The following is a 25553-nucleotide window of genomic DNA, read 5'->3' as shown; positions in this document are numbered from 1 at the left end:
ATGCCCAGGCGTTGACATCACATTCAGGTCGTTTCGGAAAAGGAGTTTAGGGATGCCGGCGATTTTCAAAATCAGACCAAGAATGCGAACGCTGCTGTCACCAGCGGTAACCAAGATTGAAATGGCGGGAATTGTTTCCTGGCTTTGTGTGTTGCTGGTTGAGCCTGCGACAACGTTAAAGCTGCCAAACCTTTTGGTTACAGCATCGTTGTTGGTTATTTGGTACGTTCATCGCGTAGTTGCTGATTTCCGCATATGGAGAATGCTCGGCGGCGTCTATATATTGGTTTTGTCACTCGGCTTTTCGCATGTGATTGACACCAATGTGCAGCTGCGCGTCTTTACGCTGCCCCTAGCTGTGATCATCGTGGTAAGCAGTGCTATCTTATTCGTCACGGTTCAGGACTATCTTCTGTCTACACTGCTGGTCTGGATACTGATGTGGCCCACTTTGGACGTTGGGTTTTACCGGGAACTGGAAGTTTATCTGGTCATTTTTTGCGTTGCTTCCGTGTCCATCGGTTTTACTCTCAGCTTTACCTATCTAAGAAACATGCGGTCAGTGTTGTTGGTCGAAAGTGAATTCAGGACATTGGCAGAGACAGATTTTCTCACCTCCTTACTTAACCGACGGGCGTTTATGGGGATCTTCCAAAATGCATTGGCAGAAGGTCACAGCGGCTACTTTATAATGTTGGACATTGACGGGTTTAAATTAAAAAACGATCAGTACGGTCACGATGTAGGTGACAAGATTTTGTGTGCAATGGCCGCGTGCCTGAAATCCACCCCTGGCAGCCACAGTGTCGGGCGGATTGGTGGTGAGGAATTCGGTGTCTTGTTGTTGGGCGAAGATGATGCTGTTGCTAATGAATACGCGTTGCGCCTGCTGGCCAACATCCGTTGCAGTGTATTGCCTCCGCATCAATTCACTTGCAGCGCGGGCGTCGCGCAGTTCCGAGCGACATCGGACATGTCAGCAGTGCTCAAATGCGCCGACAGCAATATGTATAAAGCCAAGCATGATGGTAAGGATCGGGTGTTTCAGGATGGAAGGCAGGTCAAACCGCTACTTCCTGTAACTACTTAGTTAAGATTTGACTGGAGGACGTCTGTGAAAATCGTTTTCGAAGAAATCGAATCTCCCCTTTGTTGCTTGCTTACGCTGGGCACCTTCACTTTAATGTTCCAGAACCGTTCAGAGGCTGAAAGCTTTCTCAAGCTCCTGATGGGGGCGGAGACATCGTTCAGCCCACATCGCTGAGCGTCTGCTTATGGCCGATTGCTGCCTTTCGCGAAGGGCAGCTTAGAGTCGAAAGCGGTCCGCTCCATCATGGCGACATCTAGCTAGGCACAAGCAAGCAAGCCGAAAGCTGCAGTTATTTGCATGTGATTGACCAAAGCTGATCTAGCTTGGTCGTGTAGCTCCGGCTCATCATCTCCCTGCGCATAGACCAAGCCGGGTTGCTGGGCACGCTGGCTGACCGAAGCGTTCCCCTCCCCCATCGACCGTTGATCTCGTCCAGCACGGTCATCACTCGGGTGGACTCGGCAGGCTGCGAAGTCGCGAAGAGATCATCGGTGTACTCACCGGGCTGACACAGGTTGAGCAGCATCACTTCGGCCTTACTGTATTTAAAGCCTGGCCGGTAAATACGGTCGACAGCATCAACAGCCGCCTTTGTCAGCAGTCGCACGTCATCGGTGGGATAGGGCATATCTACCACCACCCCGTTGGCATACTTCGCCTCCTCTGGATTGAACATGCCTGTGCGAATGCATACACGCACCTTCTTGCATAACGATCCCTGGGCCCGGAGTTTTTCTGAGGCCCGCATCATGTAGGTTGCCAATGCCTCTTTAATCGGCGGTAGATCAGTCAGCCGTTTGCCGAACATCCGGCTGCAGCAGATCTCCTGCTTGGGCGGATCGGGCTCGTCCAGTTCAAGACAAGACGTTCCGGCCAGCTCACGGGCGGTCTTCTCGATCACAATGCTGAACTTCTTACGGAGCGTCCACGGGTCGGCCTTGGCTAGGTCCATGGCGGACTTAATGCCCATTGCATCGAGGTGGCGTTTCATCTTGCGGCCAACGCCCCACACCTCCCCCACGTCCGTATTGCGCAGCACCCAGTCACGCTTAACCGGATCGGTGATGTTAACCACCCCACCGGTTTGGGACTGCAGGCGCTTCGCTGTGTGGTTTGCCAGCTTTGCCAAGGTCTTTGTGTGAGCGATGCCTACGCCGACAGGGATACCGGTGCAACGGAGCACCTGGGCGCGAATCTGTCGGCCTAAGGCATCCAGCCCACCGATACCGGTCAAATCGGCGAATGCTTCATCAATGCTGTACACCTCGACCGTCGGCACCATGGCCTCGATCAGGCTCATCACACGCTCACTCATGTCGCCGTATAGCGCATAGTTGGAGGAGAAAGGGACAATACCGTGCTGTTTGAGCTTGTGCTTGATCTGGAAATACGGCTCTCCCATCTTGATGAAAGGCTTGGCGTCGTAGCTACGGGCGATGACACAACCGTCATTGTTGCTCAGCACCACTATGGGCACCTTCGCCAAGTCTGGGCGGAACACCCGTTCACAACTGGCATAGAAGCTGTTGCAGTCAATCAGTGCAAAGGTAGGCTCTTGCTTAGACATGACTGCGAACTGTGCTGGTGATCACGCCCCAGATTGATAGCTCGTCGCCTTCCAGAATGTAGCGTGCTGGGAATTTGGGGTTTTCGGACAGCAGGACCACCTCCCGGCCTCGCTTACATAGGCGCTTGCAGACTGGCTCATTGTTCAGGAGGGCCACCACTACATGCCCATGGATCGGCTCGATGGCACGATCCACAACAGCAAGGTCACCATCGAAGATCCCGACTCCTTGCATACTTTCGCCGGTGATTGCTACCAGGTACACGTTAGGCGCACGGATATTCAGAACCTCATCCAGTGAGATGTGCTGCTCAATGTGATCCGCTGCCGGCGAAGGAAAGCCGGCCGGAACCTGGAACGAGCACATGGGCAGCTTCGCGCCGCCCTCGGCGAGGGGACCTAGAATGGTAAAACTCATAGAGGCGCCTTTCACAAATACTGTACGAACGTACAGTTAACTTTGTAGCACGCTTTCGGTCAAATTTTCTGTGGGTGATTTCGACAGACGGAAAGATTCGCAGGCATTAGCTCCCCGAAGCCGCATTACCCCGTTGAGCTCTAAAATTGTAGTAGTAGCGAATGGTGCTGCTGGATTAGAGTCGGATAAACCTGTCAAAAAACAGGCAAAACCTCTACGTATCGGAGCAAAAGCCATCACCTGATTCGTAGCATGTCTTTAAAATCACCAGGAGATAAAACATGGGCTACGTCAATTTGGAAGGAGCTACCATTTTTGGCAACGGCGGCGCAGGAATTCTAATAGTAGGTGATGGAACCGTTGAGGCGACCGGCGCCTTCATTTCTGGGAATGCTGGTGGCGGAGTGGTTTACCGTCAACACAGTCCTATTGATGAACTAGCCGGTCAATGCCGTACAGATGCTAAAGAGTTGGCGGTGCTTTTGAAAATCTTACTATCGCTACCGGAAGAGGAGCGTCACGCTGCGGCGGAAAAGGACGAGCTGACCTCAAAAATAAAATCATTCGGTTTGGATGGTTCCACGTTCATCAACAACATTGTTAGCCTAGCAACTAACCCACAAGTAACTCAGTGGATACAGTGGCTATCCTAATTAACAGACAGCTCCCTGTAAAAAGATCTTGTCTTACAGGGGCAGTCTATCATTGACCTACACGATTTTCGTGGCCTGAACTTTGAGCTGGTCGCGCTCAGGGCTGATCAATTTTCGCTTCAGCCAGCTCCGCAAATTTATGTGCTTATCCTCCAGAAGCCACGCACAAAAAGCTGCAAATACTAGGCATAAGAAAATCGAGAGCCAAGCATTAGAAATCAGAGTTACATTCATACGCGTACTAATAAAAATACGAATCGGCTCATGCGTCAGATACATTGCGTAGGAAACGTACGCCCCCTTAGTCACCACCCACTTGACAGGCGAAGGAATACGCAGGTTCGCACTTGCCAAAACAACAAGCATCAACCCAATACCCACCAAAATCATAAGCTGCAAGTCATACATGTTTACCTTGCCGGCGAGCGAGAGCATCTGAAAGCGCCACGACATTGCAGCCACAATAGCAGCAAGTGGGATAGCAGCTTGTCTCCAGCTTATCTGCGGGGAGTAAACATATATGGCAGCGCAGGCAGCACCCAGGAACCACTCCCAAGCAACAGACTCCCAAATTGTAAAGTACCCGACCACCAGGACCGCTGGTCCCGCAAGCAGTAGCGCGAATGCTCTTTCAACCTTTGACATTGATTGCCAAAAGAAGGCAATACCAAAGAAGACATATAGCCACCATTCGATGGCAATGGTCCATAAAACACTGTTACCCCCCAAAATATTTATAGGTGGTATGCCTTCGATCATCCTAGAAAATGGTGTGTGCTGAAGCTGTACAATATGGCCCACTACATCCCAAGCCGTTGGAGACACACGCCCCAACACAACAACAAAAACGAAATACGAGACAATCATTGCTGGAACATACAAAACATATATCCGGCTAAACCGGTCGATCATGTATTCGCCAAAACTATATTTAGACTTTCTCAAACACTGATAAGCTATAAGAAACCCTGAAAGCCAGAAGAATACAACAACTGCTAGACTTTGGAATGGTACTACTCTTCCAAACCAACTTATGGGCACAACGCCCACCATCGTATGCCCGACTAATACCGAAAACGCAGCTATCGCTCGTATTGCATTGAGCATAGTTGACTGACCAATGGTCAAACCCTTAATCACAAACGAATCCCTTCTTGGCAAATCTCAAAATTACGACATTTATTTTTGTCTATGTTATAGGACAAACAGACAAAAAATTCCTGCTGCGAATTGTAAGCAACAGGGCACAATTTCTCTACATTGTTTTTGCTGATGGGTCGCTGGCATGTTCTGCCAAGACGCCCCATCACACGACCACGCTAGATGATCTGCTCGCTCAAGCCTCCAGCACACGGCTGGTGATGGCTCAGCAGAACAACCCTCCCAGCGCCGCCGGCTCCCAGTTCAGGATCACCAACTCGCCGCTAGACTCAGCCTTACCGTGCCGCTGGTTGCTTGTGCTGTAGCGAATTTCGACAGTCTCAAAATGGAAACCCTCAAAGACCTGCCGTATGTCAGGGTGATCATTGATGCTGACCATCACCTTTCCCTTGCATAGGCGCATGAACTCGGCCATCCGCTCGTAGTTCTCGAAGGGAAAGTCCACGCCATAGCCGGCCGTTTGCCAGTAAGGCGGATCCATGTAGTGAAAGGTGTGTGCACGGTCATAGCGCTCCGCGCATTCAAGCCAGGGGAGATGTTCGACATAGGTACCGGACAGGCGCTGCCAGGCGGCCGAGAGGTTTTCCTCGATCCGCAGCAGGTTGATGGCCGGACCGGTGGTCGCGGTACCGAACGTTTGTCCGGTCACCTTACCGGCGAAGGCATGATGCTGCAGATAGAAAAATCGAGCGGCGCGCTGGATGTCGGTGAGGGTTTCAGGGCGGGTCATCTTCTGCCACTCGAACACCTGGCGCGAACTGAGCGCCCACTTGAACTGGCGCACGAACTCTTCTAAGTGGTTCTGCACGACGCGGTACAGCGTCACCAGGTCGCCGTTGATGTCGTTGAGGACTTCAACCGGCGCGGCCTGGGGGCGCATGAAGTAGAGCGCGGCGCCGCCGGCAAAGACTTCAACGTAGCATTCGTGGGGTGGGAAGAGCGGGATAAGGCGGTCGGCCAGGCGGCGTTTGCCGCCCATCCAAGGGATGATGGGTGTGGACATATAAAGCAAGACCTTTGCTGTATGAATAAACAGTGCTAGGCTCGCTCCGCTTTGTGCACGAAGCAGGAGCCTTGGCTGGACTTGCAGGGACGATCTGCGGGGAAGGTGGCCGGGTTGGATGTTGACGCATCCTGCCCGGCCGCTCCTTTTACTTCGGTGTAGAGACTTCTTTTGCATAGGCCTGACAGGCCCGCAGGGCGATCAATCCTTGGTCGCCGGCATCGGTGATGCCGATAATTCGTTGAGCATGCGCTGGGTCAAGTTCGGCTCTTGTGGGGCCATGAACCACGCGGCCGGTGGTGGCGGTGGTTGACACTGAACAGCTGCTGGTGGCATCGGTGGCGGCGAGTACGACTGACAACCGCAGATCAGCAGTAGCCAGGCGATCACGCAGACGCGCCTGCTTCGTTTGCTCATCGGTCAATTCCTTGTGGTGGGTTTCGTCTTTGTTCTGCAGGCGCTGCTCCAGGGCGAAGCGCTTTTCCTGCTCAGTGCGCTGCAGGGCAGCAGCGGCTCGGGATAACTCGTTGAGGGTGTCAGCCTGCAGCCTGGCCTGGCGCTCCAACTGCTGGCCGTAACGCCAGCCTTGAGCGGTCCATGCCAGGGCCGCAGACCCGGCTGCCAAGATCATGAGCAACACGCCGATGGCCGCGATGCGGTATTGAGCAGGGATCAGGTCGAGGAGACGCATAACACCTCCCTCGCCCTGGCCCAGATCTGCAAGCGATCCTCCAGGCCATTCAACCCGCCGTTGATCCGCCGGGTGATGGTGTTGAATTGCTCCTGATCCGCGAGCGCGTTCAATCCGTTTACCGACCAGAACCATGCGGCAGACTCTGCTGCCAACTCGGGCAGTTCGAGCAACTCCGGCGTGCGCAGCAATCGCTCATCGCCGAACAGTGCCAGGCTGCAGCGCAGGTAGTTGTCGTGACCGGTGATCTGGATCAGGCCGCGACCACGATAGCGCTGTCCATCGCCGTCTGGCTCCGGGGTATTACCGAGTTTGGCAGCCAGGGTGCCGGTGTCGTATTTGCTTAGGTACTGATCGCCGCCCAGCTCACGGACGCACTGCAGTTGACCCGACTCGTGACCGACCTGCGCGAGGAACGCGGCCTGCCGTTTGGGTGTGTTGATCTGTCGGTGCCCCATGGCCGCGTTCAGGGCAGATACAAAAACGCCCGCTTGGCGGCGGGCGTTCGGCATGATGCGTTGCAGCTGTTGCTCGGTAACAGACATAAAAACTCCAGACATAAAAAAACCGCACTCAGGCGGCGATGGGATGCACTACAGCTTCTCGACGCTCACAACCTTGAGCGGCTTCGTTTCTTTCTTCTTCTTGCCTTTGGATTTACCTTGCTTGCCGGCATTGCACTCCACCGTGGTCGACCAGCCAGACTGGGTAAACACCTGCTCGACTGAGTCCGCCAGATACTCGCCATCCAGGCCGACCTTGAAGCCCTGGGCGTTGATCAGGCGTTCGGCAAAAATGTCCGTCCGGCCAGGCATCTCAAAACGCACGTCGGCAGTCGAGCGATTGAACGCCGCCAGCCGTGCCTTGGCAGCAGCCTCGGCGGCGGTCTTGTTCGGGTATATATGCCGATCGGTATGCACTGCTGGCAATCCATCTGGGGCGTCGTCGTTATCAACGGTGACCACCGACAGCTTGCCGTCCTTCTTGTTCTGATGCTTGGCGGACACTGCCTTGTGCGAGTTGCGATCCCCAAGGCTGAATTGCCATCGACTGAGATCGCTCTTAGTCAGGGTGATCGCGCCGAACGTCTTGCCGCTGGCAGTCTGGCTGCCTTGACGCGGCATCACCAACAGCTTGCCGTCGGCGACCTTGGCCGTGCAATCGTATTGCTTGGCAAGGCGCGTGATGAAATTAAAATCGGACTCGTTGAGCTGATCAACTCGGGCGACCTTTGTTGCCACCGGACAGCCCGACTGCCAACCATTGCGCGCCGCGATGTCGGCCACGATTTTCGACAGCGGCACGTCCTCCCAGCTTCCGCTACGGATGGTCTTGCCACTGCCGCGCATGTCGCTGGCCTTGCCCTTGATCACTATCGTTTCCGGCGGCCCCGACACTTCGACCGTGTCCACCGCGTAACGCCCCAGGCGCATCAAAGATGTTTCCGCGTAGCCCAGATAGACCTCAATAGAGCTGCCACGCCGAGGCAGCAGCACCTGCCCATCTCGGTCATCGATGCGCAACTCAAACTCGTCAGACTCCATCCCGGGCTTGTCAGAGGTGCGCAGTAGCAGTAACCGATCATTGATTTTGGCCGTCACATCGGCGCCATCCGCCACGATTCGAAACATGGGAGTCATGGATTTAATCCAAAAAAAGCCCGCGCATGGCGGGTCAAAAAAACAAATGGCCGTTACGCGTAACGCAACGGGCCGCCGGCAGCGGGAGCGCCCGAGGTCAATCCCACAAGCTGACCCCCTCCCCGGTCGGGCTGGGCAGATCCGGCAGATAGATCACCACGCCGGCCCGGTAGGGCTGGGGCTCATCCGCCAGCCCCTGATTGGCGTCCAGCACCGCCTCGGTGCTACCGTTCAGATGGCCATAAACGTTATGGCAAATGACATCAAGCATGTCCCCGTCAGACGTTCTGCATGTCGTCGCCATAGCGTACAAACTCCAGACTGAACCCTTGTTTACGCGGAATCCCGCCGTGCAACAGCGCGCCCTGCTCCTCGTTGATGTTTTTCAGGCACCAGGTGCCGATCACATCGCCGTAGCCGGTGGTCAGGCTCAGCGGCTGAAGCCTGGCCCCAATGCTGCGCAACGTGTCGAGCTGCTTAAGCCCGCCCTTGAAGCCCGGGTAGATCGTCCCTTTGAGCGTTAGCTTGTCATCTCCGATGCCTACGGCCTGCTGCGCCGGGCGGCGCGACAAGCGCTCCTGTGAGGCCCACCGGAATTCGGTAGAGCGGCTCAATTCGTCGAAGGCGGCAGTGTCCAGGTTGAAATAGTAGGGCTGCTCCTTGGGGTCACGGGGCTGGATAATCAGCAAGTGCGGGAACGGCTTCACGGCTTCCGGTGCCGGTGTGGCATCCATGGCAAATGCGCTGGTGGGCACGATGTTGGCCAACGACGGGCTGACCTTTCCGGCGATCTTATTGATCGCCGTCGCAGCCTTACCCGCCTGTTCTTTCAGCGCGCCCATCCGTTCCTGAACTTCGGCGGCCGCCCGTGTCGCACGGCCGTACACGGATACCACCTGGCCGACCTTGGCCTGTGCTGCATCCACGCCGCGCATCACCCGCTGCAGCTTGGCACCGACAGTCGGCCCCACGAACGGGATGTTTTCCAGCTCGGACGCCGCGCCAGTTAACTCCCGAATGGCGCCATTGACCGGCCCCAGCATGCCGTCAGCACTGCGCCGCCCAGCCTCCCCAGCCTCGACCAGGTACTTGAGGCTCGACAGCATTTGTTCCATGTAAGCCATGGAGACCTCCTTACAGGTGCGGTTCGTCGTACAGCTTCGCAGCGTTTTGTTTGGCCGCATCCGCCATCATTAACCGCATGTGCGGCATGAGGTCTTGCGCCAGGCGCTGCGGATCTTTCACATCCCCTTGCACCGTTACCGGCATACTCAGCGAATATTCAAACTTCTGATCCACCTTGGCCGGTGCGGGCTTCTCGGTCTCTTTAGGCTGAATTGCCACCGCCGCCGATTTGGTCGGCGCAGACACTGCCAGGGAGCGCGCTGCATCCCCCATCGCAGGCGCCTGAGGTGCCGGTGCCATCAACAGCGCACCCGAACCACTAGCGCCATTGAATGACTTGCCCATGGTAGCCAGGCTCGGAATAGCTGGACCCGGCCGGGGCGCCATCAGCAACGGCGTTACCGGTGGAGCGGGCTTTTCGTCATCACCACCAAACCAAGATTTACCCGCTGCGCCACCCAGCGCAGAGCCGCCCATGCTGCCCAAGTAAGCACCCACCAGCCCGCCAATGGCAGTGCCAATGATCGGCACCACGGAGCCAATCGCCGCCCCGGCTGCAGCGCCCGCCATAGTGCCGGCAAGGTTGCCGGCGGCGGCGCCATAGCCCTCGGCCTTTTCATCCTTGGTCTTGGCGGTCTCATAGGTCTCGAAGGCCATGGCGCCGGCCTCCATCAGCGAGCCCCCGGGTATCATCTTGGCGGCTTTACCGATCTTACCGACCGCTTGCACTACCCCGCCCAGCTTGGACAAAGCACCGCTGGGCACCGGAACCGGTGGAATCGGTGGCCGTGGGATGGGCACCGGGGGGCGTGGCACTGGCGGTCGCGGTGGTCGACCCGCCCGTGGTGGCGTCGGCCGACGTCGCGGAGGGTTGCGCTTTGACCCGGGCTTACGCCTACGCGCTTCCCCTGGGCCTCCTGCACCGCCACCAAGGGATCCGGCGTTGACCACGAAAACTTTCTTGACCCCGTCCCCCTCCAATCCCGCTGCACCACCATCATCAGCGCCTGAGGCGGCGTGCTTGGCAAGAGAAACCACCTTGAGGCCGGTCGCGATCACATCGAACTTGCCCGGCTTCTTGCCAACTTCCCCCGCCGCATCTGCGTCGCCATCGACGGACTGCCCCTTAAGGGCAGCAACCGCCTTGAGCCCGGTCTCCACCAACGACAGCGCTTTGCCGGCCTTACCTTTGGGCTGGCCATTATTTCCGCCGCCGTTGCCGTCCTCAGCGTTGGTCACAAAGACCTTTTGCACTTCGCCGGACTTGCCACTCAGCGAGCCCCGCGCCACGTTGAGCAAACCTTTAGCGATTTTGAAGGAGCTAAGCAGGCCTTTGAGCGCAATCAATCCGCCACCAACCGCCGCGATCCCCGTCACCACCCCGGGCGCGCTGTCAGACAGCGAGGTAATGCCCTTGGTGACTTTGGTCAGCATTTCGGCCACGGTATCCGTGACAGGCCGCAGTGCGTCCCCCACGCTGCGCATGGCGTCATCCATCGACTGAGCCATTTCGGCCCACTTCTGCGACGACGCTTCACGCCGCTCGCTGAGGTTTTTGTCGAGGATGCCCGTGGCATCACGCGAATCGTTTTTGAGCTGGCTGTAAAGCGCCTTGTTCTGCATAAAGGCAGACAGGGCGGCCTTCACCTGCATGTCAGCGAACAGGTCGCCAGTGCGCAAGGATTCCTCCAGCGAGGCCATCATGGCCTTAGCTTTCTCCGGGTCGGATTCCTTGCTGATTTTTGCCGTGGCCTCGGCCATCGCCGCTGCACGCTTCGGATCGGTGGCTTGAATATACTTCTGCGCCAACGCCATGCTGGTTTCCAGCGTGGACATACCGTTCTGCAAACCGGTCTGCATCGAGCCCTTGTAGTCGATACCTGCCTTGGCATACGCCTTAACGGTATCGCCGGAGCCGATTTTGCTCATCCAGTTTTTGAGGTTGTTGGCTGCCTCATCGGCGCCGCCGGCAGACTTCATCTGCACTTGCAGCATGGCGCCCAACTGCGTCACCGCATCCATGCCGGTGATGCCCAAGCTACCCATGTTAGCCAATAGCTCAGGGAACCATTTAGCCATGTCGGCCGCTTCAAAGCTGCCCGCCTGCCCTTGATAGGCAATCGCCTCCAGCGCCTGCTGCATCTGCTTGGCGTCGGTAATCTTGGCGTTTTGCCCCAGGGCATTGATCATCTTCGCCGTGTCGACACCGTTCGACCCTTGGCCCACAACAAACTTGGCCGCGACCGGCGCATATTCGAGGGCCTTGCTCAACTCCATACCGGCGCCGACCAACTGGTTAACCACGTCGGCTACGTCATTACGCGCCATGCCGGTGTCACGCGAGGTATCAATGATCTTGCGCGACATCTCCTGTTCTTGAGGCTTGTTGGCAATGCCAGCCTTGATCGCGATGTCACGAACAATGGCCCCAAAGTCAGCGCTAACCTTCGTCGGAACAGCCAGCACACCGACACCAACGACGGCGGCGCCGACCGCGCTTTTCATACCCTTGCCACCAGCCTCAAGCTGCTGATGTCCCTTGGCTTTAAGCTCGGCTTTGTTGGCAGCCTGCCCCATAGAGCGGTAGGCCTTCTCCAGTCTACCGACCTCGATCCCCTGTTTTTTCAAGCTGTCGAGGTTGGAGTTCAACCGGCCCAGCAGCTTGGACGCCCCAGCCGAGCCACTGTCGTGTGCTTTCTTCCACTCATCACGCAGGCGAATCGTGTCGCCGATGGCACTTTGCAGAACGCGCGACTTTTTGCCTTCAGCCTCAAGGCGTTTGATTCGCCCAGTCACATCCTTGAACGCCGCACCGACCGTCGAACTGACGGCGCCGCCGATCACAAGCCCGAGGGCGAGTTTGTTCGCCATGTCATGGCCCCCATTTGCACAGCCTTACCGAAGGCAGCTCAATCCGTGAGCCACCACACCATCTCAGCAAACGGCATTGACTGAATCTCGGCGGCGGAAAATCCGGTTTCCGCCGCCAGACGTTTCGCGGCCATTTTTATGACGGCAGGATCAAATCCCGTCGTCTTGGTCCATGCGAAAATAGCCGGCCTGCAGGCGGTTAAAATCCACCAACTTCAGGCCCTCCAAATCTGCAATAGGCGCGCCGGCCAGCGAGGCAAACAGCACCAGCTCACGCTGCTCAGCATCACCGGCAGCGTCTCGATTTGCCGCGCGCACATCGCCCACTGTCGGGGAGCGCAGGGCCAATGTATCGACCGACACCCCGTTGATTTCACTCGGACAGGAAAGCGTCACCACTGCCTGATCGGTGGTCACCGACAACCACGACGGCATCTCGTTCGTGTAGTCGGTTTCGGGGACCAGGTGCGAATAAGCAGCTTGAACACGGCGATAGTCCGTCAGCTTGAGGCCTTCAAGATCCTTAACACCCACCTCGGCCAACCCTGCGAACAACATCAGCTCACGCTGCTCCTCATCGCCATTCGACGCCTTATCGGCTGCCCGGACTTCGCGCACGACCGGGGCACGCAAGGTGAACGTTTCGACCAGCACGCCGTTGGCATTGCTTGGACGCGTGAGCGTCACGACGGCAGCCAACGCGCTGAGAGACAACCAGGCCGGCACTTTTTTAACAGTTGCTTGATTCATCTGGATCTATTCCCTTAAAGGCCGAGTGCGGCGCGAATGTCGGCAAGCTGGTCTTTGCCGTCGACGACTTGAATACCCGCGACCATGTCGATTTCGTACATGACGCGGCCGTCGATTTCGAGTTTGTAATAGGACGCCGCAACGGCGTGCTTGATCTCCGCCGGATCACCGGCCTTCCAGTCGCCCAGGTCGACCTCTTTGAGCAAACCACGAATGGTGGCAACTACGGCCGTCACTGCTCCCTTTTGCCCCCTGAAAGCCCCTCGGAACGTCGCGTTGAAGGCCGAGCCATCGGCCAAGCCGAAGTGCTTCAACGACTCACGACGCACGCCCTTGGTGACAAAGGACGGCTCCATTTTTTCCAGCCCTTGGGCCATCTCGATGGGACCGGCCATGCCACCGCAGCGATACTCGTCGGTCTTAACCGTCAGCTTGGGCAGGGTCAGACTTGGCACGTCGCCGGAGAAGTTCACGCCGTCAACAAACAGGTTGGTGTTAAACAAAGTTTGAGGAATCATTTTCCAGGCCCCTTAGGCTGCTTCAAGAACTTCGGTCATCCACTGATCGGTGACTTCGAAAAGGAAATTCGGGTTTTCTGCCGGCGGCACGTCGGTAAAGCGGATGCGCCAATAAACTTTGCCCTGGGCGATCTGGCTGGCCGTGTTCAGCTCGGTGTCCGGGTACACCTCAAAATTGATAATCGCGCCCTGGGCTTTCAGGTCGCGCATGAACGCTTCCAGGCCGTCAGTTACATCCTTGACGTAGGTCTTGGTGATCGAGCGGTCCACCGCCCACTTGTGGCCGGCCTGCACCGCATCCATAAGGATGAACAGCGTGCGAACGCGAGTGACGAAGGCCCACTTCGGATCACTCGACAGGGTGCGGTTACCCCACAGGCGATAGCCGTCGTCGCGGATAATCGTCGCGATATTGGCGTTGTTCAGCAGGTTGGCTCGGCACGTCTCGTCGCCATCCAGGTACTCGACAGCCCGGGTCGTGCCGGTGAGACCGGTGAACTCTTTGTTCGACGGCGACGCCCAGAAACCATATTCAGCATCGGTCCAGGCAAACAGACCCGCTGCCCAGGCCGAGCCCGGCGCATCAACCGTCTGACTGAGGTCGGTGTCCCAGTACTGCACGCCAGGGTCAACCATGAACAGATTGCGACTGCCGAAGTTATCGGCGTAGAGCATGGCGGCCTCATCGGTGGTGCCAGGACCGTCGAGAATGCCGATTGCACGAAGCTTCTGCGCCAGGCCATCGAGCGCGGTGGCCACCGCTTTCTGAGCCGTGTGCCCAGGCGCAATCAACAGCCGCGGCTGTGCGTTGAACAGGCTTTTGCCGTCAAGCAACGCTTGCAGGCCGGTGCGCTGGCCCGACACCAGAACCCCGCCGATAATCGCCGAGGTTTGCAGCGCCGCGTCTTCCAGCTTCGGCACGCCGATGGCGACGATCACCGCCTTGGCCTTGGTATAAATCGCCTTACAGGCCTTGGTGATCGCCGAATTAGCACCGAAAGCGACAATGGCTTCGCGCTCAGAGGTGATCAACTTCAACTCGCCGGCCTTGGCAGTGCCGCCATCCAGCCCGCCCGGGTTGAAGGTGTCGCAGAGCCCGATAACGGAAGACGACGGCAAGGAAATAGTGCGCGCCCCTGTCTTGATGTCGGTCGTGGTAACGCCGTGAAAGAAACTCATAGGGTTCAATCTCCAGAAACGAAAAAGCCCCGCATGAGCGAGGCCGTGGTTGTTCGTGTTGCGTGTAACGGAAAAGAAAACGCCCCGTCAGTGCGGGGCGTTTATTTGATCAGACCAGCCAGCCAGAGAGGCGGCGGCGGGCGATGTTCAATCAACGGAAACTCTCCCGCCTCCGGCCAGTTGCGAAGGGCTCGGCGGTAGGACTGAAGCTCGGTGTATTGCACGGCAGTTAATGTGGTTGCCAGACCATCTTCCAATTCGTCACGATGGCGTGAAACAACACCATCAGTATTCGCAAGCTGGCTGTCACGCCAATCACGCTCAATCTCCGCAAGAAGGTCCGGGGATGGAATAGGCGGATCAACCAGTATCGGATAGCCGCTCTCATCGCACGCGATGACCTGGCCGTCAGCTTGGCCTTGCAGGAGTGCAGCATGCTCACCCTCGGAAATTTCTACGCCGCCGCTGTCGCTTGCCAGAAACAGGAAGCGCCGATCCTCAGCTAGCCATGTAGCCCAAATAGTCATGCGGCTTGTCCTTTCGCAATGTAATGGCAGATAGTCGATGCAAGGTTGCAATGACCATTGAATCCCGAAGGAGTAGCGGAGTCATGCCATGCCGAAACTGCAGCAGTTGAGGTGCTGACAGGCGTGATCACCAACTGGTTTACTGACCCAAACCCCAGAGGAAAAGTGACGTTCACCGGTGCGCCAGGCGTAGGGCTGGACGTAAAACTTCCCCGGCATTCCTGTAGTCCACTCGGCAGCTTTTGATAGCCGTTGGCCCCGGAACCAGCCGCCATTACATAGGCATATTTAAGCGCGAGCGAACCACCCACTAATCGCCACTCACCCGGCACCCTGGATAAGATTGCCGAATCACCTTGCCCCAGAACAACGGTAATTGCGCTGCCACTAATGTTGGTGGTGTTCTCACCGTTTGAACCGAGCAGCGTGACACTTCCGACCCCACCGCTGACCAACATGATCATGGCCCCCGCGCCTACTGCCCCGGTGGGTGGCAAGGTAATGCTAATTGCGGCGGAAGAGGTCGCACTGACGATGCCACCAATACTTCCATTACCCAGCACGGTATTAGCATTTACCGTACTGAAACCCGACCACTCAACCCCCATTCGCTTCACAAACTCAGTTGTCGCAAACGCCTGACTACTATCGAACTGGGGTCTGGTTGTCCAATTTGAACCCGACATAACGGCGGCATACTTGAGCGCCATAGACCCGCCACGCAAGCGCCAGGTACCCGCTACTTTCACGAACTTGGCGCTATCCCCCATGCCCAAGACGACGGGTATCACCCCGGCGGCCTGAGAGGCCAACACATCCAGCCCGGCCGCCAGAACAGTCACCGCACCAGCCCCAGCGCTCACCACCTCGACCGACGCCCCATCAGGAACCCCGGCGGTAGGCGGCAACGTGATGTTGATCGGTGTAGCAGATGCGCCGGCTACAATTCCACCCACGCTTGAAGCGCCGAGCACCGTACTGGCTGTGAGCGGCGCGAAGCCCGAATACTCCACCCCCATTCGCTTGGCAAATGCCGTGGTCTGAAGCCGGGTGCTGTTATCGAACTGAGGCGCGGTCGTAGCCGTTGGAGTGCCCAAGAAGGCCGGGGAGTTAATCGGCGCAAAACCTTGGGTTACGTTCTGGAACGTCAGGGCCGTTACGCCCAGGACAATCACGCCATCGGTGACCAGCTGCCAACGGGTGTCGGCCAGCGTCGCACCTTGCTCGACAGATACCAACAGGGCCGATGTGACCTCGGCGTTGCTGTTGGCATCCGGCGCCCGAGCCCAAACGCCCGCAGCCGCGATGTACAGACCGTTGTCTTTAGTGACCGCTTGGTTTTTCACCAACACCCGATCACCCGCTACCAAGACAATACCGTCGATGGTCTGAAGCCCCGCCAGCGCAATGTTGGCCGTTGTGGCCACACGTACCGACTGCTTGCTGTCGAGCTTGTAAAGCTCCTCCATAATCCGCAGATCGACATACTCGCGAGTCGCCAACACCACGGCCGGGTCAATCTTCAGCGTGATATTTCCGGTGCTGGACACAATGAAATTCATCCGCACTACTTGCGTGCGGTTCGATCCTTGGGAGAGCAGCGATTTGTAGGTCGGCGCACAGTTCGCGACTGCCACGAGATCGCCGTCCGCGTCGTAAACACCAATTTCGCGAATCCATCGACCGCCTTCATCGGCCGGAATAATCTGCTCAGCAACGATCACAGCCGGGTTAGCCGGATCAACCCGAACTTGATTCAAAGGACGGCGGCGCCATTCGTTGATCAAACGAGTCTGCGACGGACTGGGGATGGGGTCAGTGTTGTTTGCGTCACCCACGCCCATGTCAGTGAATTTCCAGGGAATGCCGAGCGCGTCAGCGTTCGCCTGCTTAGCCATGCCCACGTTAGTGAGGATGGCGAAAAACTGCGAATTCGCATCAATCATAATAAACGTCCAGGGTGTCTATGGAGTGTTCGCGACCAACCACGCCGATGGTCCCGGAGACCTCAATGTCACGCATGACCGGCGGGTATATGTCGATTTCATCGCCGTCGTACATGGCGACGCTGATATTCAAAACGCCTTGAGTTTCGAGACTGATCGCCAGCCCTGTCAGGTGCCGGCTGACCGGCTTGGCGTCGTCGATCAGGCGCTCCAGCTCCTGATACATCTCCTCATTGATGCCGGTGTCGAGAACCCCGACTTTAAGCGCAAAGGTACCCGGCACGCCCGGTGGCACGGTGTTGAACCACTCGATAATCTCGATCAGGTAGCCCAGGGGCTCGACCACACGGCGCAGCGCGCCGATGGTCCCTTTGTGGGCATGAATGTAGTAAGACGCCTTAATGGCGGCGCGCTTGGTCGCCTCGGTCCATCGGTAGTCCCAGCGGTCGACCGACCACGCCCACGCCAGGTGGGGTAGTAAATGGACCGGGCAGGTATCGGCGTTGTAGAGGTCGCGCAGCGGGATGATCGTTTTCTCGAAAAACGTCGCCTCCATGGCGCGTTCCAATTGCGTGCTGTTAAGTGGCAGTAGGCTTTTCATGTCTGCCCTGCCAACTTCACGGTGTAGCCCGTACAGAACGCCGCCTGAGCCTTAGTTGGGGCCAAGTCCTGCCAGCCGACCAGCTCAACCCGGGAAACGCCGGCAACGTGCAACTGAGCATCAACCCCGGACCGCGCCACCTCAACACCCAGCCGCTTGCGCGGATTGATCCAGGCCCCCAAGCGACTTTTCGCCTCGGCCAAACTGGCATCCGATTCGGGCCCAGCGCTGGTCATGTGCAAAATCGCTTCAATTTGGTAATGAATCACCTGGGCGCTCTGCACCGTCACCCGATCAGCCACGGGGCGCACGTTGTCGTCATTCAGCGCGACGGCTACCGTAGCCAGCAGCTCCGGCGACGCCTCGCCTTCACCGTCCAAACTCAACACCGTTACCGTAACGTCACAAGGTGCCGGACTTTCGGCGGTCGCATCGGCCACCAACCCCGAGGCATTACGCGCATGAAGGATGTAGCTGTTGCGCGGCCCGGCCGTGGTCAACCCTTCATAGGCCAACTGGATACGCTCGCGAAACGCGTCATCGTCCTCCTTGACCTCAGGCACCGGCGGTACTGCCAGCAGATCCTCGGCCTGGATGACCAGCCGCTTAAGATTGACGTTGGCCCCCAAATGATCGAGGTCACCGCCGATGGCATGGGCCAGTAACACCGCTTTGGCGGCGTCGTTGACCCGGGCGCGGTTGCCGACCTTGATGTAAGCGCCAACCTCCAGCACCTTCACCACGGGATCGCTTTCCAGCGCGGCAGTCCAGTTGCCACCCATGTATCCGCGAAAAACCCCCAGCCCTTCTTGATAAACTTCTTCGAAGTCCAGCGGTTCCAACACGGTCGGCGCCGGCAACGACGACAGATCTACGATACTCATACGGCCACCTCCAGCGTGACACCGTCGCCCAGGTATTGCCCGACGATCCTCAGGTTGATTTGCCCGCCAATAACAGACAGAACGCGCACCTGGTCCAGCTTCAAGCGCGGCTCCCAGCGCCCAAGGGCGCGGGCCACTTCCGCCTGTACAGCGCTTTTCCAGCCCTCTGTAACGGGCAAGTCAACGAACCGCCGTAGCTTGCTGCCGTAGTCCAAGCGATGCCGGCGGCTGCCCAACGGCGTGCCCAAGATGTCTGGAACTGATTGGCGCAAGTGCGCGATGCCGGAAATGGGCTGGCCGGTGTGGCGGTCCATTCCGATCATTTTGATTACTCCACCAATTGCTCCAGATCTGGATGTGTTTTCAAGAACGCATATTGATCATCCCCAAACGCGGTAACGCGCCCCGCGATAACAGGAAGCGTCTCGCCGCTGGGCAGGACCAGTGTGCGCGAGGTGAAAACCTTGTCGCGAAACACGCGTGCGGGGCCGATGGATTCCACCGCGTCAGCAGTCACGGGAATACCAAGCGGTACGGGCTTCAACCCAGGAACCACGATAGCTTCGGCGACCTCGGCCGAATCGCTGTCAGTTCTAGACTTACTCATAAGACAGACTCCAGGCATGAAAAAGCCCGCGCTGGGCGGGCTTTCGTGAGTTGAAATTAATGCGTGTGATGGTTGCTGTTACCACCGGCATCGATGATCGCGCCGGCGCTAGTGATGCCCTTCGTAACGTGTAACGCTCCGTCGATTAGCACCGCCGCTTTCAGATTGATGTTGCCGGTGGTCACGTTAACGGCACTGTCCGTGATAACCGCCTCTGTGCTGGCGACTTTAATGCTCACCGTACCGCTGGGTAGAGTGATGCTGTAGCTCTTGGCCTGCCAGTCGTAAATCAGCGAGCCGCCATCATCAAAACGCCAGACTTCAACATGATCGCGGTTATCCGGTGGTGGGCCAGCATTGCCATATAAGCCCGGGATGAAGGTACCTTGCGCCACGTCACCGCTGGCACTGACCAGAGACCCCTGCTCGCCCATGGATGGTGCCCGCCAGTGCCTGGCCTTACCGGCGGCTATGCTGTGCCAGCGCACCCAAGCGCTGACCCATTCGCCATCGGACACCCGACACACCGGCGGCGAGGCGGTCAGGTCGACGGCCACCACGTAACAATCCTTCACCACCCCGGCGAGCATGCGGTCATGCTGGGCGCTGGCATAGCCGCTCACACGTCCTCCGCTGGCACAAAGCCGTCTTTGACTTCGTTGTTAAATCCGAACAGCAGCGATCCAGGGGGTTGATCAGGCCACGGCCATTCCTCGGGGCCGACGTAAATCTGCTGCGTCCATTCCACCAGCCACACGGTGTAGCCATCCAACGCCGGCTGGGTCCAGTCCTGCAGGGCTTGAACGAACTCGGCCGGCTCAACCTCCAGCCCCCAGGTCTGGGCCCGCAGTAAAACGGCAAGCTGAGTGACCAACTGCACCGCCTGTTGCTGATGAAGCGGATAGATCGGGTCAACAATAATGCGCGCCTCGAACTTGCACACCAACGTGGTTTCACCCGTGCCGATGTCGGTACCTGGTTCAATCTCGGCCAGCTCCAAAAACACCGCCGGCAGGGCAATGCGGTCCTGGATGTTCGGCCAGGCCGTTACTGTCTGAACTCCTGGCAGATGCCGCACCAGGTGTTGCTCGACCGCCAGGTAAAGCTGATCCAAGCTAAAAGGTTCGTCAGCCATTACACGATCCTCTTGAGGTACTTCTGCAGCTCAAAGTTAAGTTCCTGTTTCAGGATCTCCAGTAAGCGTTCATCAGCCTTTTGTACCCAGCTCTCAAAGTGGGGACGGGCTTGCTCCAGAGACACCTTCGCCTTTGCCAAAGGAAAGCGACTGCCGTTTTCCGCCACCCACCCCGAACTCGGCCCGCGCCCCGGCGACACCGTGCTGTCAGGGTAATCGTCCGCGTTGAAGTGCTTGCTCGCAGTACGGATCCAGATGTCCGGCTTGTTGCCGTAAACCTTCTTCAGAAACGCGCCTTGATACCGCCGCCCCGCCACCGACACACCGCTGCCAGTCTGCCGTGCGCGGCCGATCCGGCTGGACTCGATTGCGTTCAAACCGAACCACAGCTTGCCGCTCGAAGCCCCGCCGGACACCGGGTAACTGCGCAACCGTTGACGCACTGCCGCGACAGCAATGCGCTCTTGCCGACTGACCGCTCGGGCGATGTGCGTGCGCAACCACCCCAGTGTCTTGTTGATGGCTCGACGGTGAGCAGTGGCCGCAGCTTTGGGCACCAACTTGGCGAATTCCTGAAACGCCTGGAGGTCTGAGGCTGACGACTGGATGGAGATCATCCCGCCGCCCGCCGAGGGCTTAAAGTAGCTACCGACGCTCATGGGCGTAACCTCAGAATCAAGGCGACCAGACCGTCGCCACTCGGCTCCAGCTGGAGCAGGTCGTAATCGCCGCCGCCATCCAAGGCAGGCAGATCGATGCTGACCAATAGCCCGCGCACAAGACCCTCTGAATCGCTGACGCGGATTTCAAACCGAGGCTCGCGCAAGCCGGTGTTCAGCTTGCCGAGCTTGGGCTGCAACCAAGGCGCCGCGAACATGCCGAGCACTGGATCTTCACGACCCTCGATCCGCGCGGTATCGCCCAGCGTTTCGAACACCACCGCGTCGATGTCGTCGATCAACTCTCGGAAGGCCACGGTCACATCTCCAACAGGATCTGCGCCCGAGGTCGTGTGCACAGGTGCAGCGGGTTGGATTGAGCTTCACCAGCAACACCCTTGCCGAACTGCATTGGCTCGATCTTGCTGTAGTACGGGATGCCCTGGGTGTTGACCGTTTCCATGTAGTCGGCCGGAGCGAAACACGAGATGTACAGATCCGGCACGCCCTCGGGAACCAGCAGAGCCTTGTCGTCGTGAACGAACGCAACACCAGCCACCTTGCCGCGATAGCGCTCCCAGACGATCCCGCCGAACTCGAAGCTTTCACGAGCATCGCCACGCAGAGATGCGGCCTGCATGGTGTTCAGGTAGGTCTCCTTGACCGACTTATGAACAATGAGTTTATTCCAGAAGTTCTTGCCGCACATCGCACGGGAGCCGCTGCTGGTGACGCTGCCGAGGGCTTCCTCCTGCATGTCCAACGCTTCGCCGCATTTGACCCGCAGCTCGGTGTCTGGACTGTTCAGGCCCATCTGAAGCTTCTGACGATTCACGCCGAAGGATTTGTAAATGTCCAACAGGACCGTCTTGCCATCGGCGTCCAGTACCTGGCCGTTCAACGCGCCCATGCGCTGGAACTCGTGGGTGGCATCCAACTGGCGGCGCGCTTTCGCGAGGCGCTTGTTGACCACGTCCTGCACGGCCTGCAACTCACTGCGGGTACCGAACGCGCGAATGCCCTGGATCTCGTCGGCCTTGATGGTGAAGCGTTCGGGCAGGTGCACGGTGTTGAACGGAATCAGCTGACGCTTGGGCGCGCCGACCACCAGGCCCGAGGTCCCACGCTCACCCGCTGGCACCAGGGCCAGAGTGTCGCCGTCCTTCTCGATCTGCACAGTCAGGGTGCTGATGCCCTCTTCGCGGAACAGGCCGAGGCTGCTGATGCGGCCCGGCAGGTATTCCTGATCATTGATTGCAGCGGTCAACGAGGAAACGCTGAACGCATCGTCTTCAAAAATGGCGATATCGGCCATGGGGTACTCTCCAGAAACGAAAAATCCCGCACTCGGCGGGATGGATAAATGGGGTGAGCGTCCTAGCGGACGATCACAAAATGGTTTGCCAGGGCCTTCTCGGCGGCAGGGTCGAGGCCTGTCAAGTGCGCTTCGCTGACTTCGGCCAGCCGCACGATGGCGCGCCCGCGACGTGGCACATCCGATTCGCCCAGCGGACCGTAGAGGATGGCAATGGCGTTTTCGGTGCCGTCCTCGGCGGTTGGTTGATACGGGGCAAACTCGCTGGTGAGGGTGACCAGGCCCAGGATCTGACCCGGTTCCAGGGCGGCACCGGCGGCGACGTTGATCGCTTCGCGGGAAATGTTGCCGGCGCCCTCGGACAGCAGGAACTCGCCTGCGTGCATCGATTCAGTTTTCATGCTCTTGCTCCTTTGGAGTTACCGTTTTGTGCCGCCTGACGGCTGGACCAGATTGATTGGGTGTCGACCTGCTTGGCCTTGATCGTCGGGGCTGGATCATCGTCCAGCGGCAGGCTGTTGTTGATTTCAAAGCCGCCGCCACTGCCCACCAGCTTGTCGAACAGACGCGCACGAACTGCGGCTTCATCGAGGCCAGCGGTGATAAATTCGCCGGTCAGCTCTGGCAGGCGTGCCGCGACACAGAGACCGTGCAACGCTTTCGCATTGATCAGCGCGGCCTGGATCACCGCTTCGCTTTCGAGCTTGGTGGTGGCGAGCAGTGGTTCCACCAGGTTGCTGATGCCGGCTGCTGCGCAACCTTGCGTGACCATCAGGGCCAGCTTGGCCGCGTCCAGCACTGGGGCTGGATCGGGTTCCGGCAGTTCTGCTTCAGGCTCTTCGTCCAACTGGGCAAGCAGCTCAGGCGGCGCATGTTGGAAGCGCTGCAACACGCTGCCCTGGCCGAGACAGGCGCTGACCTTGAGGCCGTCGCCGACTTCATCGGCCAAGCCCAGCGCCACCGCCTCATTGGCCGTGAGCCAGGTTTCAGCGTTGACCATGCGCCGCAGCTCGGCTTCGTCGATGTCCGGCGCCTTGGCCTTGTAGGCTGCGATAATCGCTTCCAGGGTCTGGTCCAGCACATCGGCGACGCGGCGGAAGTCTTCAGCATCACCACCGGTGAAGGTGTAGGGGTTGTGGATCATCAGCATGGCGTTGGCTGCGATCACTACCCGGTGAGCGCCGCACACCGCGACACTGGCTGCACTGGCCGCCAGGGCGTCAATGCGACCGGTGCAGCGCTCACCCAGCCGGGACAACGCGTTGTGGATCGCCAGACCGTCGAACAGATCACCGCCGATGCTGTTGAACGCGACGATCACCGGGGACACGCCGTCATCCATGGCGCGCAGATCCTGCACGAACTGATTGGCGGTGACACCCCAGGCGCCGATCTCGCCGTACACGAAGATTTCGATGCTGCGCTGTTCGGCTTCGCCGCTGGCCTGAAAGGTGTACCAGCTTTTATCGGCGACCTTTACCTGCTTGCCCGCCTTGTCATAAACGCGGGGTTTGGCTTTTTTACTCATGGTAATTCCTTGTCATCAATAGGCTCGATGGCATCAAGAGTCGTGTAGTTGAGGCCGAGGTCCGTGGACCTGGCGAGGTCTGCAGCGTTTTCAGCGTCGATGGTTTCGGCGTCGTAGCCGTTGCGCAGACACATCTCACTGCGCGAACCAAAGCCCGCCTGCACTTCCATCCTCCGCGCCTGTACGTCCTGCACGGGCTGAATGTAGGCCCAGCCTTGCGGTACCCAACGTGTGCGCAGGTACTCGCGGCGCCGTTGCGCGTAGTCCTCCAGCACCAGGGCACCGGACAACACCGCCATGTCCATCCACGCGGCGCGCACCGGGCGACACAGCTGATGCACGTAAACGCCGAATTGCAGTTGCTCCAGGCGCCGCCGAAACTCGTTGAGCACCACCCGCAGCGCCCGGTCGTTGACCTCGCGCATGTCGCCGGTGAGGATTTCGTAAGGCGTGCCCGAACCCGCTGCCGCAGCCATCAGTTGCTGCCGCATGAAGTCCGGGTAGTTGTTGCCGGCATCCGGTGGCTTGGAGAACTCCACCTCTTCACCTGGCCCCAGCTCCTGCATGGTGCCGGGCTCCAGGGCGACCATCGGTGTGAAACCGTCGCGGTCAACGTTCAATGGCATGCCCGTAACGGGATCGCGAGGCTGCTGCGTTGCCTCCGGTGCCGGGCGCTTGATGAAGCCCGCGAACAGGTTCGCCACCTCCTGCCGGAACAGCACCGCGTCGTCATAGTTGTCGAGACTGCGCAGGCGCTTCAACACTGGCGCCAGACGCGGCACGCCGCGCAACTGTCCAGGCTCCATCGGTTCGAAGATGTGCAGCACCTGTGTTGCCGGTACACGCACCAACTGGTTGTAGCCAGCGTTCAACGACGACGAGTCGCGGGGATGCGACAGGTACATGTAATACGCCACACGCTTGCCCGCCGGGTTGAACTCAATCCCGGCGCGGATCACGTTGCCGTTTTTGGCCATCTCGAATTTATCGTGAGGGACAAATTCAGGGGCCAGCGCCTGCAGCTGCAGCGGCACGGCCAAACCTTCGCTCGGGCTGCGGGGTCGCAATCGCACAAAGCATTCACCGGCCGTTTCAACGGTGCGCGCCACCAGAGCCTGCATGCCGTAGAAGTCGGTCAGCTCATCGGCATCCGCCTCATCCACCCAGTCATCCCACAGCTGCTGCTTGAGCTTGCGCAGCTCGGCGTCGTCCGTGGTCGGCCTGGGCGTGATGCCGGTGCCGATCAGGTTGCTGACGCGTTTATCGATGACGTTGAACGCGTACGGGTCATTGCGCACCGCCGCCCGCGAACGCGCACGCAGGTTGCGCAGGGCCGGGGTGTTGATGCTGTTGATGCCGTTGTCGGTGGCTTCCCAACTGGCCGAACGTCGGCCCTCACCAGCGCCTTCGTAACTGGCCTTGATGTTCGACGGCAGCAAGAATCCGTTACGGGTCAGCGTCGGATAATGTCGGGCCATTAGATTCCCTTGCCTCCATGGGTAAGCCGGATCACGCGAGAGCGCGGCCCGGCGGCTTGGCTCAGCGACGTGCGGATCTCGTCGCGGGCCTTGAGCAGTTCGTCGATAGAGCGGTACTCCACCGTGCGGTCGCCGTAGCGCACGGTCTTTTCACCGCGTGCAATGGCGCCCTCGATGGCTTCGAGGTGCTTCGGGGTAAACGACATA

Annotated in this window: 30 protein-coding genes and 1 pseudogene; 2 read left to right on the top strand and 29 right to left on the bottom strand. The window is 58.5% G+C overall.

The genetic code is table 11. The annotated features are described in order from the left end of the window. The first annotated feature begins 52 nt into the window (after window positions 1-52). Complete coding sequence (locus BW43_RS09390) at window positions 53-1090, top strand: GGDEF domain-containing protein (RefSeq protein ID WP_032888665.1); 1038 nt, start codon at window positions 53-55, stop codon at window positions 1088-1090. A 289-nt stretch (window positions 1091-1379) separates the two neighbouring features. Here BW43_RS09390 and umuC read toward each other — a convergent pair whose 3' ends face one another. Both umuC and BW43_RS09400 read right to left on the bottom strand, forming a co-directional pair. Further along, window positions 1380-2657, bottom strand: a complete 1278-nt coding sequence (gene umuC, locus BW43_RS09395; protein ID WP_032888662.1) for a translesion error-prone DNA polymerase V subunit UmuC — start codon at window positions 2655-2657, stop codon at window positions 1380-1382. Next, a complete protein-coding gene (locus BW43_RS09400) occupies window positions 2650-3075 on the bottom strand; it encodes a LexA family transcriptional regulator (RefSeq protein ID WP_032888659.1) in 426 nt (141 codons plus the stop codon). The genes umuC and BW43_RS09400 overlap by 8 nt, the downstream gene beginning before the upstream one ends. Window positions 3076-3356: 281 nt before the next feature. On the opposite strand from BW43_RS09400, the gene BW43_RS09405 reads away from it, so the two are divergent. Continuing rightward, window positions 3357-3728, top strand: coding sequence for a hypothetical protein (locus BW43_RS09405; RefSeq protein ID WP_032888657.1), 372 nt, complete (start codon window positions 3357-3359; stop codon window positions 3726-3728). Window positions 3729-3785: 57 nt separating this feature from the next. Here the strand turns inward: BW43_RS09405 and BW43_RS09410 are convergent, their stop codons facing one another. From BW43_RS09410 to BW43_RS09530, 27 genes and pseudogenes are all read right to left on the bottom strand, one after another. Further along, window positions 3786-4868: an acyltransferase gene (locus BW43_RS09410; protein ID WP_081797754.1), complete on the bottom strand. Its 1083-nt coding sequence runs from the start codon at window positions 4866-4868 to the stop codon at window positions 3786-3788. 226 nt (window positions 4869-5094) lie between these two features. Then, on the bottom strand, window positions 5095-5892 hold the full coding sequence (locus BW43_RS09415; RefSeq protein WP_032888654.1) for a DNA adenine methylase: 798 nt from the start codon (window positions 5890-5892) through the stop codon (window positions 5095-5097). 148 nt (window positions 5893-6040) lie between these two features. Next, window positions 6041-6583 carry a lysis system i-spanin subunit Rz gene (locus BW43_RS09420; protein WP_032888652.1) on the bottom strand — a complete coding sequence of 181 codons (543 nt, stop codon included), beginning with the start codon at window positions 6581-6583 and terminating at the stop codon, window positions 6041-6043. Further along, entirely contained in the window at window positions 6565-7128 is a 564-nt protein-coding gene (locus BW43_RS09425) for a glycoside hydrolase family 19 protein (protein ID WP_032888649.1), read from the bottom strand. The genes BW43_RS09420 and BW43_RS09425 overlap by 19 nt, the downstream gene beginning before the upstream one ends. Window positions 7129-7176: 48 nt before the next feature. Further along, the gene (locus BW43_RS09430) at window positions 7177-8223 is read right to left on the bottom strand and encodes a phage late control D family protein (protein ID WP_032888646.1); all 1047 of its coding nucleotides are present in this window, start codon (window positions 8221-8223) and stop codon (window positions 7177-7179) included. 97 nt (window positions 8224-8320) lie between these two features. After that, window positions 8321-8527 carry a tail protein X gene (locus BW43_RS09435; RefSeq protein ID WP_032888644.1) on the bottom strand — a complete coding sequence of 69 codons (207 nt, stop codon included), beginning with the start codon at window positions 8525-8527 and terminating at the stop codon, window positions 8321-8323. Beyond that, the gene (locus tag BW43_RS09440) at window positions 8502-9347 is read right to left on the bottom strand and encodes a phage tail protein (protein ID WP_032888642.1); all 846 of its coding nucleotides are present in this window, start codon (window positions 9345-9347) and stop codon (window positions 8502-8504) included. Before BW43_RS09440 ends, BW43_RS09435 begins: the two co-directional genes overlap by 26 nt. Window positions 9348-9357: 10 nt before the next feature. Continuing rightward, window positions 9358-12219, bottom strand: coding sequence for a phage tail tape measure protein (locus BW43_RS09445; RefSeq protein WP_032888639.1), 2862 nt, complete (start codon window positions 12217-12219; stop codon window positions 9358-9360). Between the two features lie 150 nt (window positions 12220-12369). Continuing rightward, on the bottom strand, window positions 12370-12654 hold the full coding sequence (locus BW43_RS29320) for a phage tail assembly protein (protein ID WP_234452500.1): 285 nt from the start codon (window positions 12652-12654) through the stop codon (window positions 12370-12372). A gap of 39 nt (window positions 12655-12693) precedes the next feature. Further along, window positions 12694-12969: pseudogene (locus tag BW43_RS29315) on the bottom strand (phage tail assembly protein); the annotation flags it as partial. A gap of 14 nt (window positions 12970-12983) precedes the next feature. Continuing rightward, a complete protein-coding gene (locus tag BW43_RS09455) occupies window positions 12984-13487 on the bottom strand; it encodes a phage major tail tube protein (RefSeq protein WP_032888635.1) in 504 nt (167 codons plus the stop codon). 12 nt (window positions 13488-13499) lie between these two features. After that, window positions 13500-14666 carry a phage tail sheath family protein gene (locus BW43_RS09460; RefSeq protein ID WP_032888633.1) on the bottom strand — a complete coding sequence of 389 codons (1167 nt, stop codon included), beginning with the start codon at window positions 14664-14666 and terminating at the stop codon, window positions 13500-13502. Window positions 14667-14767: 101 nt separating this feature from the next. Further along, the gene (locus BW43_RS09465) at window positions 14768-15193 is read right to left on the bottom strand and encodes a phage tail protein (RefSeq protein WP_032888630.1); all 426 of its coding nucleotides are present in this window, start codon (window positions 15191-15193) and stop codon (window positions 14768-14770) included. Then, window positions 15190-17139, bottom strand: coding sequence for a phage tail protein (locus BW43_RS28445; protein WP_081797752.1), 1950 nt, complete (start codon window positions 17137-17139; stop codon window positions 15190-15192). Before BW43_RS28445 ends, BW43_RS09465 begins: the two co-directional genes overlap by 4 nt. Then, on the bottom strand, window positions 17132-17740 hold the full coding sequence (locus BW43_RS09470; protein ID WP_032888628.1) for a phage tail protein I: 609 nt from the start codon (window positions 17738-17740) through the stop codon (window positions 17132-17134). The genes BW43_RS28445 and BW43_RS09470 overlap by 8 nt, the downstream gene beginning before the upstream one ends. Beyond that, window positions 17737-18624, bottom strand: a complete 888-nt coding sequence (locus BW43_RS09475) for a baseplate J/gp47 family protein (protein ID WP_032888626.1) — start codon at window positions 18622-18624, stop codon at window positions 17737-17739. The genes BW43_RS09470 and BW43_RS09475 overlap by 4 nt, the downstream gene beginning before the upstream one ends. Continuing rightward, window positions 18621-18947, bottom strand: coding sequence for a GPW/gp25 family protein (locus tag BW43_RS09480; protein WP_032888624.1), 327 nt, complete (start codon window positions 18945-18947; stop codon window positions 18621-18623). The genes BW43_RS09475 and BW43_RS09480 overlap by 4 nt, the downstream gene beginning before the upstream one ends. Before the next feature lie 5 nt (window positions 18948-18952). Next, complete coding sequence (locus BW43_RS09485) at window positions 18953-19231, bottom strand: hypothetical protein (RefSeq protein ID WP_032888621.1); 279 nt, start codon at window positions 19229-19231, stop codon at window positions 18953-18955. Window positions 19232-19287: 56 nt separating this feature from the next. Next, a complete protein-coding gene (locus BW43_RS09490) occupies window positions 19288-19821 on the bottom strand; it encodes a phage baseplate assembly protein V (RefSeq protein WP_032889258.1) in 534 nt (177 codons plus the stop codon). A 29-nt stretch (window positions 19822-19850) separates the two neighbouring features. Further along, complete coding sequence (locus tag BW43_RS09495) at window positions 19851-20366, bottom strand: hypothetical protein (RefSeq protein ID WP_032888619.1); 516 nt, start codon at window positions 20364-20366, stop codon at window positions 19851-19853. Further along, complete coding sequence (locus BW43_RS09500; RefSeq protein WP_032888617.1) at window positions 20366-21025, bottom strand: hypothetical protein; 660 nt, start codon at window positions 21023-21025, stop codon at window positions 20366-20368. The genes BW43_RS09495 and BW43_RS09500 overlap by 1 nt, the downstream gene beginning before the upstream one ends. Then, complete coding sequence (locus tag BW43_RS09505) at window positions 21022-21342, bottom strand: hypothetical protein (RefSeq protein ID WP_032888616.1); 321 nt, start codon at window positions 21340-21342, stop codon at window positions 21022-21024. The genes BW43_RS09500 and BW43_RS09505 overlap by 4 nt, the downstream gene beginning before the upstream one ends. A 2-nt stretch (window positions 21343-21344) precedes the next feature. Further along, complete coding sequence (locus BW43_RS09510) at window positions 21345-22340, bottom strand: major capsid protein (protein WP_032888614.1); 996 nt, start codon at window positions 22338-22340, stop codon at window positions 21345-21347. Window positions 22341-22402: 62 nt separating this feature from the next. Then, window positions 22403-22741 (bottom strand): head decoration protein, encoded by a 339-nt coding sequence (locus BW43_RS09515; protein WP_032888612.1) that lies wholly within the window; start codon window positions 22739-22741, stop codon window positions 22403-22405. Further along, the gene (locus BW43_RS09520) at window positions 22738-23868 is read right to left on the bottom strand and encodes a head maturation protease, ClpP-related (protein ID WP_032888610.1); all 1131 of its coding nucleotides are present in this window, start codon (window positions 23866-23868) and stop codon (window positions 22738-22740) included. The genes BW43_RS09515 and BW43_RS09520 overlap by 4 nt, the downstream gene beginning before the upstream one ends. Next, on the bottom strand, window positions 23865-25346 hold the full coding sequence (locus BW43_RS09525; protein ID WP_032888607.1) for a phage portal protein: 1482 nt from the start codon (window positions 25344-25346) through the stop codon (window positions 23865-23867). The genes BW43_RS09520 and BW43_RS09525 overlap by 4 nt, the downstream gene beginning before the upstream one ends. Beyond that, window positions 25346-25552, bottom strand: coding sequence for a phage head-tail joining protein (locus BW43_RS09530; protein WP_032888605.1), 207 nt, complete (start codon window positions 25550-25552; stop codon window positions 25346-25348). The genes BW43_RS09525 and BW43_RS09530 overlap by 1 nt, the downstream gene beginning before the upstream one ends. Window position 25553 lies beyond the last annotated feature (1 nt).

The sequence above is a fragment of the Pseudomonas sp. RIT357 genome (genome assembly GCF_000632245.1).
Classification (GTDB): Bacteria; Pseudomonadota; Gammaproteobacteria; order Pseudomonadales; family Pseudomonadaceae; genus Aquipseudomonas; species Aquipseudomonas sivasensis.
The sequence above is the reverse complement of the archived record's forward strand: the minus strand, read 5'-3'. Positions and strand labels throughout refer to the sequence as shown.